Annotated in this window: 13 protein-coding genes; 3 read left to right on the plus strand and 10 right to left on the minus strand. The window is 56.5% G+C overall.

Features of this window, described 5'->3' with window-relative positions; translation table 11 throughout:
* The coding region (locus tag NCN04_RS03435; protein WP_250395185.1) for an SbmA/BacA-like family transporter at positions 1–1,701 on the minus strand (1,701 nt) is incomplete at its 3' end.
* Between the two features lie 25 nt (positions 1,702–1,726).
* The gene (locus tag NCN04_RS03440; protein ID WP_048347261.1) at positions 1,727–2,068 is read right to left on the minus strand and encodes a histidine triad nucleotide-binding protein; all 342 of its coding nucleotides are present in this window, start codon (positions 2,066–2,068) and stop codon (positions 1,727–1,729) included.
* Positions 2,069–2,137: 69 nt separating this feature from the next.
* On the opposite strand from NCN04_RS03440, the gene NCN04_RS03445 reads away from it, so the two are divergent.
* The gene (locus NCN04_RS03445; RefSeq protein WP_250395186.1) at positions 2,138–3,709 is read left to right on the plus strand and encodes a YifB family Mg chelatase-like AAA ATPase; all 1,572 of its coding nucleotides are present in this window, start codon (positions 2,138–2,140) and stop codon (positions 3,707–3,709) included.
* 282 nt (positions 3,710–3,991) lie between these two features.
* Here NCN04_RS03445 and rpsU read toward each other — a convergent pair whose 3' ends face one another.
* From rpsU to def, 4 genes are read right to left on the minus strand one after another with little or no spacing between them, the layout of a single operon-like run.
* Positions 3,992–4,162: a 30S ribosomal protein S21 gene (gene rpsU, locus NCN04_RS03450; RefSeq protein ID WP_006043142.1), complete on the minus strand. Its 171-nt coding sequence runs from the start codon at positions 4,160–4,162 to the stop codon at positions 3,992–3,994.
* A gap of 53 nt (positions 4,163–4,215) precedes the next feature.
* Positions 4,216–4,794 (minus strand): DUF3747 domain-containing protein, encoded by a 579-nt coding sequence (locus tag NCN04_RS03455; protein ID WP_048347263.1) that lies wholly within the window; start codon positions 4,792–4,794, stop codon positions 4,216–4,218.
* Positions 4,795–4,853: 59 nt separating this feature from the next.
* Positions 4,854–5,051, minus strand: a complete 198-nt coding sequence (locus NCN04_RS03460) for a hypothetical protein (RefSeq protein WP_041426722.1) — start codon at positions 5,049–5,051, stop codon at positions 4,854–4,856.
* Positions 5,052–5,055: 4 nt separating this feature from the next.
* Positions 5,056–5,664, minus strand: a complete 609-nt coding sequence (gene def, locus NCN04_RS03465) for a peptide deformylase (RefSeq protein WP_048347264.1) — start codon at positions 5,662–5,664, stop codon at positions 5,056–5,058.
* A 65-nt stretch (positions 5,665–5,729) separates the two neighbouring features.
* Here def and NCN04_RS03470 point away from each other — a divergent pair, with 65 nt between their 5' ends.
* Complete coding sequence (locus NCN04_RS03470) at positions 5,730–7,643, plus strand: S9 family peptidase (RefSeq protein ID WP_250395187.1); 1,914 nt, start codon at positions 5,730–5,732, stop codon at positions 7,641–7,643.
* On the opposite strand, the gene NCN04_RS03475 is transcribed toward NCN04_RS03470, so the two are convergent.
* From NCN04_RS03475 to NCN04_RS03485, 3 genes are all read right to left on the minus strand, one after another.
* Positions 7,633–8,301: a class II aldolase/adducin family protein gene (locus NCN04_RS03475; RefSeq protein ID WP_048348324.1), complete on the minus strand. Its 669-nt coding sequence runs from the start codon at positions 8,299–8,301 to the stop codon at positions 7,633–7,635. The genes NCN04_RS03470 and NCN04_RS03475 overlap by 11 nt on opposite strands.
* Before the next feature lie 13 nt (positions 8,302–8,314).
* Entirely contained in the window at positions 8,315–9,427 is a 1,113-nt protein-coding gene (mtnA, locus tag NCN04_RS03480) for an S-methyl-5-thioribose-1-phosphate isomerase (RefSeq protein ID WP_250395188.1), read from the minus strand.
* A gap of 115 nt (positions 9,428–9,542) precedes the next feature.
* Positions 9,543–10,094: a DUF1543 domain-containing protein gene (locus NCN04_RS03485; protein WP_048347267.1), complete on the minus strand. Its 552-nt coding sequence runs from the start codon at positions 10,092–10,094 to the stop codon at positions 9,543–9,545.
* Between the two features lie 37 nt (positions 10,095–10,131).
* Here NCN04_RS03485 and NCN04_RS03490 point away from each other — a divergent pair, with 37 nt between their 5' ends.
* Positions 10,132–10,833 carry a class I SAM-dependent methyltransferase gene (locus tag NCN04_RS03490; RefSeq protein WP_250395189.1) on the plus strand — a complete coding sequence of 234 codons (702 nt, stop codon included), beginning with the start codon at positions 10,132–10,134 and terminating at the stop codon, positions 10,831–10,833.
* 7 nt (positions 10,834–10,840) lie between these two features.
* Here NCN04_RS03490 and NCN04_RS03495 read toward each other — a convergent pair.
* The coding region (locus NCN04_RS03495; protein ID WP_250395190.1) for an aminotransferase class V-fold PLP-dependent enzyme at positions 10,841–11,089 on the minus strand (249 nt) is incomplete at its 5' end.

Genomic DNA, 11,089 nt, shown 5'->3' on the forward strand with positions numbered 1-11,089 from the left:
GTCGGGATATCGCGTCACTAGCTTCTGCAAGCTGACTTGTTCAAGCACGCTTCGCAATTGCTCATCGCTAAAACGATTCTCATCTGCTGGATAACACAGCTGCTCTCTTAACGAGCCCAACAACATGTAAGGCTTCTGAGGGATGAACAGGAGATCACCCATCGACGGCCTCTCAACACTGCCTCGACTTGGTTCCCATAGGCCGCTAATCATGCGCAGCAGCGATGTTTTTCCGCACCCAGAAGGCCCCACAACCAATAACTTGTCGTGATCAGAAATATCAAGCGTGAGATCTTCGATCACTGGATTGTTTCCATTCGGCGGATATAGATCGGCAGAACGAATGAAGATGCCGTTACTTCCTGGAACAATGCGACTGTTACTACTGGGAGCCTGTTTGCTTACCTGTTCAATCTTGGTCTGGAAGCCTTCCAGACGACTAATACCCGCGGCAAATTGAGCAAGCTGCTCAATTCGAGCCACAATAAAGAACAACGAACCCTCCACCATATTGAAGGCAAAATTGGCTTGATTGAACACACCAAAATCAATCTCACCGGCAAAATACACAGGCGCCATAACTAAGAAGGGAAGAAAAACTCCTGCGTAGGACACCGATCGACGCATCACATCAATGATGACCTGCCAAATAATCAAGAGATTAAAGTTTTGAACAACCGAGCCAAGACGCCTGTAAGATTCTTGCTTCTCTTGACCTTCCCCAGAGTAAAAAGCAATCGATTCAGCATTGTCCCTAATATGAACCAGACCATAACGGAAATCAGCTTCATAACGGAGCTGATCGTAATTAATTCGCACCAGATTGCGCCCTGAGACAACCAGCAGAGTTGTGGCAACTGCCGAATAGCCAAACAGGGCAAAAGTAAGCCTAGAACTAATACTCCAAAGCACCAATATATTCAAAGAAAACGTCAGGAGTGCATCAAAAAGACCCAGGGCAAGACTTAAGCTTTGCGCCGTGAATGATTCCGTGTCCTGAGTAATTCTCTGATCAGGGTTGTCAATATCCGTTTCGTCTTCACTGTTTGGATTGAGAACATAATAGGCCTTATTTTTCATATAATCACCTATCAAAGATTTAGACAGCCACTCCCGCCAAATAATTCCCAGCTTTGCAGTGATATAAACCTGAGTCACCCGAATAGGGAGGGCAACCACAAAACAAGCGCCATAAATCGCCAATCGACCATAAAAGCCACCTTGATCCTTCTCCACCAAGGCATTCGTAATGTCTCGGTAGATGAATCCAATCCCCGTATTAATTCCGTTAACAGCAAGCAACATGAACACAATCGTTGCCAGTAAGCCCCAATTGAGCCACCGCCTATGGCGCAATTGCTGACGGAAAGCAACGAAACTGGCCATCCCAACCAGAAACAGAGCGACAAAAGCCACTCCCCACCAACTCGACCAAATCGTGGCAATCGTGCCGGATACACCAGAGAGATATTTCTCCGTTAAGTCCGGCTGAAACCGATCCAGGCTTCGGATCAGTGCGGTAAGAACCGCAAGCACCAATCCGCCAACACAAAACAGAAGGCACACCAACAGCCAGATGAACTGCCATCCGCTGGCCTGATCAAGCGGCAAGAAAAAGGGTTGGGCCAGGTGACGCAGCTTTGTGAGCTGATTGCGGAGATTTTTGAACGGGCCGCTGCTGCCGAAAGTAGACGCTGTCATGACGCCATTCTCACAAGCCAAGCCTTCATCCGGGAGGCCAATCCAGGGAACGCCCACCAATGACATGCACGTGCAAGTGGAACACGGTCTGTCCTGCACCCTCTCCGCTGTTAATCACCGTTCGCCAATCCCTTAAGCCTTCTTGCTTGGCAACCCTCGCAGCCACCATCAACAAATGACCCAGAAGCTCCTCATCCCCTGGTTCCGCCTCGCGCAAGCTCTCTAGTGGCTTGCGTGGAATCACCAGCAGATGAACAGGAGCAACCGGCGCGACGTCACGGAACGCCAAGCAGCTCTCATCGCTATACACCTCATCGCATGGAATCTCTCCACGCAAGATGCGGGCAAAAATCGTGTCACCAGCCATGGTCACAACCCTGGGCAAAACAGTGCATGAGACGGGTGGGGCATCAGATACCTACCCCGCAACCATCCAATGCTGGCACGCTGCTCCAGCGCATCCCTTCAAGGCATGGAGGCGCTCCCCGTCACGGTGGAAGTGGATCTGGCCCCAGGGCTTCCCGGCCTTCAACTTGTGGGGCTTCCAGATACCGCAATCCAAGAATCGCGCGAACGCGTTCGGGCAGCACTTCGCAACAGCGGCTTTCGCGGGCCCCTCGTTCGCGTCATCGTGAATCTGGCACCAGCGGATCGACGCAAGAAGGGACCAGCCTTCGACCTCCCGATCGCCCTTGCCTTGCTCGTGGCCAGCGGTCAGCTTGATCCCCAAAAGCTGGAAGGGCTCTGCTGTGCAGGAGAACTAGGCCTGGACGGAAGCTTGAGGTCTTGCCGCGGCATTCTGGCCATGGCCTGCCAGGCAAAGATCCAACAAGCCAAGGCGTTTGTGGTGCCATCAGCCAACGCGGCAGAAGCGTCTCTGGTAGCCGGACTCACCGTCATTAGCGCCAAAACTCTTAGGCAACTCGTTGAGCAATTACGGCATGGGATCCAACACAACTGTTGCCCTCAACCCAAAACGAAAGAGCCTGCAACGCCAATCAACCCTGAAAGCGCATTGGAGCCGCTGACCGCAGCACCCCTCACGATTCAACATTTCGCTCGACAGGCACTGGCGATTGCTGCAGCTGGGGGACACCACCTCCTGATGGTGGGGCCTCCTGGCTGTGGCAAAACGATGTTGGCGCGCCAGCTCCCCAAGATTCTTCCACCGTTGAGCGATACAGAGGCTCTGGAGCTCACACGCCTGCAATCCATTGCTGGCACGCTCGGCAGCGTGACAAGCCTGGTTCGACAACGACCATTCCGGGCACCGCATCACAGCACCACGGCAGCAGGCCTTCTCGGCGGAGGCGTCAATCCTCGTCCCGGTGAATTGAGCCTGGCCCATGGAGGCGTGCTGTTTTTGGATGAACTCACTGAATTTCCGAGATCCATCCTCGATCAGTTGCGTCAGCCTCTGGAGGAGGGAGTTCTCTGGATCAGTCGAGCCCGAATGCGCTGCTCCTTCCCCTGTCGGGTCACCCTGGTGGCTGCCACCAATCCCTGCCCTTGTGGCTGGCATGGTGATTCTTCCAATCGCTGCCGTTGTTCGGAGCTTCAACGGCAGCGCTACTGGAATCGTTTATCAGGTCCATTTCTAGAGCGTCTCGATCTTCAATGCCGCCTCGAACCCGTACCGACAGGCCAACTACGCCGTTGCTTCAAGACCACGGATGATCCAACAGACAATCAATCTGGAGGCAGTTTCTCCCCCGAAGCAATCCAGGCCGCGCGCATCAGAATGTGTGAACGCAACCCGGGCGGCCAACTCAACAGCCAACTCAGTGCGCTTGAGCTTGGGCGCTACGGCCAGATTGAAGAACGAGCCTTTCAATGCTGGGAGCAGGTGGTGTCGAAACGGCAGCTGAGCATGCGCAGCAGCTTGAGGCTCCTGCGCGTTGCCCGAACGATTGCCGACTTAGAAGCTCTGCCAAAGGTGAGTGAACAACATCTGGCAGATGCGATCTGCTTCCGTAGCTATGACCACACGCCTTCAGCCAGCACTTGAGCTGATGGCCACTAACGCGATCCGTGATGAGGAATATCCCGGTAGGGCTGGACACCAATCGGAGGAGGAACCGTCTTCTTCTCCTCACTTGGATTGCCAACGGCGTGTGACAGGGTTTCGGCAAACCAGTCACGAAGGGAATTAAACATGGATGCCATAAGGAATCTCATTCGAGATGCTTCAAGTCTCGGAAGACACTCAGAAAAAAGAAACAGTCGAAATACCGATTAATTCGATATTTCGACACGGCCTATCAGGTCTAAAGCTAAAAATGCTGTTCGATCAACGACGACGACGGCGCTGTTGAGCTTTGCGCTTGTACTTCTCGATTGGAGTCTCGTGATGGCGCAGGCGCTTGAGATCTGCAAAGATCCCGGCCTTGGAGACCTGACGCTTAAAGCGACGCAAGGCAGATTCGATGCCTTCGTTTTCTCCAACCGTGACCTGAGTCATTCAACAAGCGAGGATTTCCAGCTAAGCAATGTAGCAAGCGATGGGCAATGCGCTCAGAGTGCATCTGGGGATCCGGGCATGCCATCCCGATACACATAAAGATGTCCCAGCGTGCGCTTGCCGTATTGACGCCTCATCAGCTTCCAGCCTGGTTCAAGATTCAACTTGATGAAACCGTTTCCAGGACCTCCTGAACGAGCCACCACCATGGTGGGACGGGAGGGATCACGAGTCGGGACGGCCAAAAGCTCGACATCTGATCCGGATTTGACCACGGACAGGCGGTAACGCGTTCCCAGGTCATCTCCACCAATTCGCAGGGAATAGCCATTCCCATCGATATAGCGGTTACAGATTCCGGTGAAGTCGAAGCTGGCCAACAGCGGATCAACCACTGCAGGGGCAGCTCCCGAAACGGCAAAACACGGACGGGCACTGGTGCGCTGTTCGTAAATGTTCAGCTGAGAACTCTCCCCTTTACCGATGGGAGCCGACACCATCACGAACTGGCTTTCGTCCACGTCTGCAGCGGTGAAAACAGAGCCTTGAGCAGTCGCTGCTTGCGGGAGACCTGTGGCCAAAGCGGAGGCAAACACAGCAAAAGCAACAGCAGCGTTCCAAGGACGGCCCATCAATCAAATCCGATCATTAAGGGGATCGTATTAGTCCCTTTGGGTCCAAGCACGTGCCATCAGGCCGGTTTGTTGAGACGAATCGCGACCAAAAGTGACCCAAGTGTTGCTGGGAGACTCAAACCAAGGATCCACCGGGTTGGATTCACGCCGAGATCAGGATCGCCGTAGGCCAATTCAAAAACACTGCCTGTGGCTGCGATGCCGAGCACGCACGCCAGGGCCAGAAACAGGCCAGCAAGGGGTTTCATTGGCATCGGTTTAAGGCGTCATGGGGCGGACGTCCGTTGCAAGAAAGCCATGGTCTTTCAACTCCTTCTTCAGCCCACTGGAATCGGTCACGCGATCCACAAACAACACCCCACGCAGGTGATCCATCTCATGCTGGATGCAACGCGCCATCAAACCATCAGCCTTCATGGTGCGCGGTCGTCCCATCTCGTCTCTGAAACTCAATTGAATGGCCGTTGGACGGACCACATCGAGATACACGCCTGGGATGCTTAAGCAACCCTCCTCGTATGTATCAACCGATGCGCTGCAGGTTGTGATTTCAGGATTGATCAGCACAAGAGGTGGGGTGCTGGGTGTCTCAAGATCGAGGTCGATCACCAGCAATTGCTGATGAACCCCAACCTGAGGAGCCGCCAAGCCAATGCCATGGGCGGTGTACATGCTGCGCAACATATCGCGAGCCAAGTCGCGCACGCGCTCGTCCACCTTGCCGATCCGGCGAGCATCCCCGCGCAACGCATCGTCGCCAAGGGTATGTATATCGAGTGGAGCCTTCTCTAAAGGCTCCTTAGGTACGGCAATCGAGGAGCTGCTCTTCTCAGCCGATCGTGCCAACTGGGCAAAGCTCCTAGCCAAAGCCCCTCCTACCTTGAAGTTGTCCTGATCTTAGGCAGACCTGATCTCTGCCTGATCCGTTCGACATGTCTCTGCAACAGCCCCTGCCCGCAACAACCGCTCTCGGACGCACTCCGGTGCTGCGAGCTCCGCAACTGCTGGGGGATTGGGTGCTCTGGCTGGAGCAGCGCCCCCACGAGAAAGGACGCACCACAGCACTGATCCGCCGCTGGAAGGAGACAGCCAGCACACCCCTGGAACTCACACCAGCCCCCATCAATTTGCGCAGCAGAGTGCACGACTACGGGGGAGCACCGCTCACAGCGACCCTGATGGAGGGAACACTCCAGGTGGTTTGGGTCGATGACAAGGACGGTTGTCTCTGGTTCCAAGCCTGGACAGGCCTGGATGGGGCTAGCGCCCAATCACTAAACGCCCTGGCACCCCCCCATCGGCTGACCTCTCCCAGCGATAGCGCGCTGGGGGGAGGCGTGATCGACCTTGCCCGCTCTCGCTGGTTGGGCGTGATGGAGGAAGCCGGTTGTGATCGCTTAGTGAGCGTTGCCCTCGATCAACGGAACCAAACCCCTGTCGTCGTGCATCAGCCCGCTGATTTCGCGGGCTATCTCGCCCTTAGTTCAGACGGCGGCCAGCTTGCCTGGGTGGAATGGCAGCAACCCTTCATGCCCTGGGATTGCTCCCAGCTCGTTCTGGCGCGGCTTACGGCCACAGGAGCACTGGAGGAGTGCCAAGTGATCGCCGGCGCTGACCCCGCAGATCCTCAGGGAATCTCAGTGTTTCAACCCCAATGGCTGCCGGATGGAAGCCTCGTCGTGGCAGAGGACAGGAGCGGCTGGTGGAATCTGATGCGCCACCCCCGCGCCGAAAGCTTGAGCAACCACTGGCAACGCCTTTGGCCCATGGCCAAGGAGACGGCCATGCCCCAGTGGGTGTTTGGAATGAGTACCACCGCTTGGGATGGAGACAAGCTGTTAGCGGCCATCTGTGATCAGGGTGAATGGCAGTTGCAACGGCTTGGACTCGATGGCTCAGCAGAGCGTGTGGACCAACCCTTCAACGATCTCGCCGATCTCAACGCAGCCAATGGCAGGGCCGTCGCCATCGCGAGCAACAGCACCACAGGCCAAGGGCTCCTCGAGCTCGACTTGGGCTTAGGCAGCTGGCAACACACTCCAGCCGCGGCAGCAGCCATGGAGGTCAACGCGATCAGCGTGGCCCAGTCGTTGTGGTTTGACGGGTCTGACGGGCAACGCACCCAAGCCTGGTATTACCCCCCAGTCGGGGGAGCCGATGCCTCGTCGCCCCTGCTGGTGAAGAGTCATAGCGGCCCGTCGTCGATGGCCCGCCGCGGCCTAAGCCTCGCCATTCAGTTCTGGACTTCGCGGGGCTGGGGAGTCGTGGACGTGAATTACGGAGGCTCCACAGGATTTGGGCGGACTTACCGCAACAGGCTGCAAGGGAAATGGGGAGTGGTGGATGTCAACGATTGCGCCGCAGCAGCCAAAACCTTGATTGCCAAGAACTGTGCGGATCCGAACCGCATCGCCATCGAAGGGGGAAGCGCCGGTGGCTTCACCACACTGGCCTGCCTTTGCTTCACAGATGTGTTCCGCGCCGGAGCCTGCCGTTATGCCGTCAGCGATCTCAGCGCTTTAGCCACGGAGACCCATCGCTTTGAAGCCCGCTATCTGGATGGACTGATCGGGCGGTGGCCCGAGGAGAGGGATCTCTATGAACAGCGATCGCCGCTGCGCCATGCCGAACAGATTCGCTGTCCTGTGATCTTTTTCCAGGGTCTCAAAGACAAGGTCGTCCTGCCACAGCAAACCGAACGCATGGCCGAGGCCTTGCGCCGCAATGCGATCCCAGTGGAAGTGCACACCTTCCAGGAGGAGGGGCATGGCTTCCGAGATAGCGCTGTGCAGGTCGCCGTTCTGGAGTCAACAGAGCGCTTTTTCCGCCAACACCTCAATTGTTAGCGGCTTGGCCATATCCCAAGCCACGGAACTGGCGATGGACCTCTTCCATTTGTGATGCCGACAACAGCGGAGGTTCCCCGAGCTGCAGAGCTTGCAAATACATCTGTGCCAGCGTCTCCACCTCGACGGCAATCTTCAGGGCCTGATCAAGATCCCGTCCCAAACTGACCAATCCATGGTGAGCCAGCAAACAGGCCTGCCGGTCCTGAAGTGCCTGCACCGTATGGGCTGACAACTCAGCGGTGCCGAAGGTGGCATAGGGAGCACAGCGAATGTCATCCCCACCAGCCACCGCTGTCATGTAATGGAACGGTGGAATCCCCCGGTCATGGCAGGCCAAGGCGGTTGCATGGATGGGATGGCAATGCAATACCGCCATCGCATCGGGTCGATCAGCGAAGACATCGGCATGCAAGCGCCACTCTGAGGAGGGTCTGCGGTCATGACCAGGCCGTCCGCTTGGCAAAGGTTGGCCGTAACAATCGATCGCCACCAGATCTTCCGGCTCCATCTGGTCGTAGGCCAAGGAGCTGGGGGTCACCAACAATCCCCCCTCAATCCGCAACGACAGGTTGCCGGACGTGCCCTGATTCAAGCCAGTGCTGTTCATGGCACGGGCCACCTCCACGAGCTCGCAGCGCAATGCCCGATCGTTCATTGCACCTCCTGAATCAGCCACGGTTGTAGAGCTCCTTCAGGCCAACTTCGTTAGCCGTCGCCACACCACGGTCGGTGATCAGAGCCGTGACAAGCCGCGCCGGGGTGACGTCGAACGCCGGATTAAACCCGGCACAACCATCAGGCGTGAGCTGCACACTCACAATTTCACCGGCCGACTCCCCAGCAATCACACGCCCCTGCATGGAAGTCACTTCCTCAGCAGAACGTGCCTCAATCGGGATCTCTGCCACACCATCCGCAAGGCGCCAGTCGATGGTGGACGTCGGCAGGGCGACATAAAACGGCACGTTGTTGTCATGAGCCGCCAGGGCCTTGAGATAGGTGCCAACTTTGTTGCAGACATCGCCGCAGCGCGTGGTGCGATCGGTCCCAACGATCACAGCATCCACCTGGCCATGCTGCATCAGGTGACCACCTGCGTTGTCCACAATCACGGTGTGAGGCACCCCCTCACGGGCCAACTCATAGGCCGTAAGCGATGCCCCTTGATTGCGCGGCCTGGTCTCATCCACCCAAACATGAATGTTCAGCCCTGCTCGATGGGCTTTATAGATCGGTGCCAACGCCGTTCCCCAGTCAACGGTTGCTAACCAGCCGGCATTGCAATGGGTGAGCACCTGAAAGGGCTCGTTTTGCCGTGCACTCGGTCGCTGCTCGGCCAACCTCCGAAACAGATTGAGGCCATGCTCTCCAATCGCCTCGCACATCGCCACATCTTCATCAGCAATCAGCGCCGCCTCCCGCCGAGCCGCCGCCGCTCGATCCGCTTCCGGCAACGGTTGCACTAAATCTCGAACCCGTTCCAAAGCCCATCGCAGGTTCACAGCTGTGGGTCGACTTGCGTTGAGCTGATCAAAGGCGTGGGACAAGCCAGCATCGCTGGCGTCGTCTTGAAGGGCGAGCATCAAGCCATAGGCGCCGGTGACACCGATTAATGGCGCACCCCGCACCAACATGGTGCTGATCGCATCTGCCGCCTGGTCACAACGCGTCAGCGTTCGAGTGATCAAACGGTGGGGCAGCAGGGTTTGATCGATCACACCCACGGAGCGCTGATCGGATTCAAGCCAAATCGTCCGCCAGGCCTGGCCATCAATGTTCATGGTCGAATCAACGGCAAGCGCCGAATGGCTTCTTTCATTCTCTGATGCGCACGATCCAGAAGTGAATCGGCCAAATCGCGCCACCTCTCCCTGGTGTAGCGGTCACATCGGCAGCTCAAATCGGTCGATACCCAAACCAGTCAGGCACCTGATTCTGACTTTCACCATCGAGCTGGCGATGGAGGTGCACGTAAACATTGTTGCTCCCAGTCAACGACAACTGTTCAATGGCCACGCAATCATCCACAGCACTGAGATCGTCCTTGTGCTGCTCAAGCGCATCCAGCAACCAGCGCGTCTTGGCTGCTGATTTAGCGGCTTGCCGCGAAGGGGCCACCACGAGTCCAAAGCGATGCAATTCCGCAAGCGAGTCGGGCTGGTAGCCCCCGAGGTTGACGAACCACAACCGCTGTTCATCGGAAGCAGGCTCCAGTTCAAGGGTGATGCGCCAGCCGTCGATGCAATGCACGGTCATGTAGCTATCGAGATGCAACCCGCGACGGCGACCAAACCACTGACGACGAAGCTCGGGATAGGTGTCCTCGATGCAGCGGCCCACCACAAAACGCACATCGTGAAGCTCGATCAAACTTCGATCCGTGCGACCTCCGAGTACCACCAGAAACAAGGTTGGGAGTTCCAAACGCGAGGGGTGGGAAGGGCTCATTCAAGGTGCCATCGTGTGGCCCAGATGTGAACCATGCGTGGATCTATTCGAAAGGCAATGGGCCACATACCGAATCCTGGTTGAACACAACCTGATGGAGCATTGTGAAATCAGTGAGGCCACAACCGCTGGGATCCATCAATGGCTGGCCCAGCGAGAGGATCAGACTCAAGCCGTTGCCATGGTTGATCTGGGCTGTGGAGACCTCGGGCAGCTAGCGCCCCTACTCCGCACCCTTCCCCTCAAAAAGTACGTCGGTTTAGACCTCACACAAGCAGTTCTACCGCTCGCTCAACGCAATCTGGGGTCCGTTCCCTACCCCTGTGTCTGGGAACACGGCGATCTCCTGAACTGGGCCTGTTCAAGCCAACACAATCGCGTTGACCTCATCCACTCATCCTTCGCCTTACACCATCTCAGTCAAGACCAAAAGCTGATGTTTCTAGAGGGTGCAAGGAAAAAGATTGAAACCAATGGACTGTTCATCTGGGCGGATGTCTTCCGCCCCAATCAAGAATCACGATTGGACTACCTCAGAAGATATTGCAAACGAATCAGCCAATGGCCTGGCCTCTCTCAGACCCAACGAAACTCCATCTCCCAACACATCCAAACCCATGACTTTCCCGCCAACCGTGATTGGCTCGAGCAGCAAGCGAGAGCCCATGGCTGGTCAATGCGCTGGGCTTGGATCGGTCAACACAATGCTGAGGCTGTAGCCCTGCTTCAACCCATTTAGAAAGTCGCTAGCCGTTTTCACGGAAAAACTCGATCACACTCACCAGCTCATCAGCAAAGCAATCGATTTCAGCATGAGTCGTACAAAAGCTGAGGCTCGCGCGGGCTGAGCCCGTGACTCCGTACAAGCGATGCAGCGGCTGACAGCAATGGTGACCACTGCGAATACAGACACCGGCCAGATCAAGCATCGCCGCGATGTCGTTGGCATGAACACCCTCCACCACAAACGTGGCAAGGGCTCCTCGGCCAGGCTG

The sequence above is a fragment of the Synechococcus sp. MU1655 genome (assembly GCF_023630655.1).
GTDB lineage: Bacteria > Cyanobacteriota > Cyanobacteriia > PCC-6307 > Cyanobiaceae > Synechococcus_C.

Coding starts and splice junctions, on each gene's coding strand:
- mtnA (WP_250395188.1), bottom strand. CDS start 9,427: ATGAACATTGATGGCCAGGCCTGGCGGACGATTTGGCTTGAATCCGAT.
- NCN04_RS03445 (WP_250395186.1), top strand. CDS start 2,138: ATGCTGGCACGCTGCTCCAGCGCATCCCTTCAAGGCATGGAGGCGCTC.
- rpsU (WP_006043142.1), bottom strand. CDS start 4,162: ATGACTCAGGTCACGGTTGGAGAAAACGAAGGCATCGAATCTGCCTTG.
- NCN04_RS03455 (WP_048347263.1), bottom strand. CDS start 4,794: ATGGGCCGTCCTTGGAACGCTGCTGTTGCTTTTGCTGTGTTTGCCTCC.
- NCN04_RS03470 (WP_250395187.1), top strand. CDS start 5,730: ATGTCTCTGCAACAGCCCCTGCCCGCAACAACCGCTCTCGGACGCACT.
- NCN04_RS03460 (WP_041426722.1), bottom strand. CDS start 5,051: ATGCCAATGAAACCCCTTGCTGGCCTGTTTCTGGCCCTGGCGTGCGTG.
- NCN04_RS03485 (WP_048347267.1), bottom strand. CDS start 10,094: ATGAGCCCTTCCCACCCCTCGCGTTTGGAACTCCCAACCTTGTTTCTG.
- NCN04_RS03440 (WP_048347261.1), bottom strand. CDS start 2,068: ATGGCTGGTGACACGATTTTTGCCCGCATCTTGCGTGGAGAGATTCCA.
- NCN04_RS03475 (WP_048348324.1), bottom strand. CDS start 8,301: ATGAACGATCGGGCATTGCGCTGCGAGCTCGTGGAGGTGGCCCGTGCC.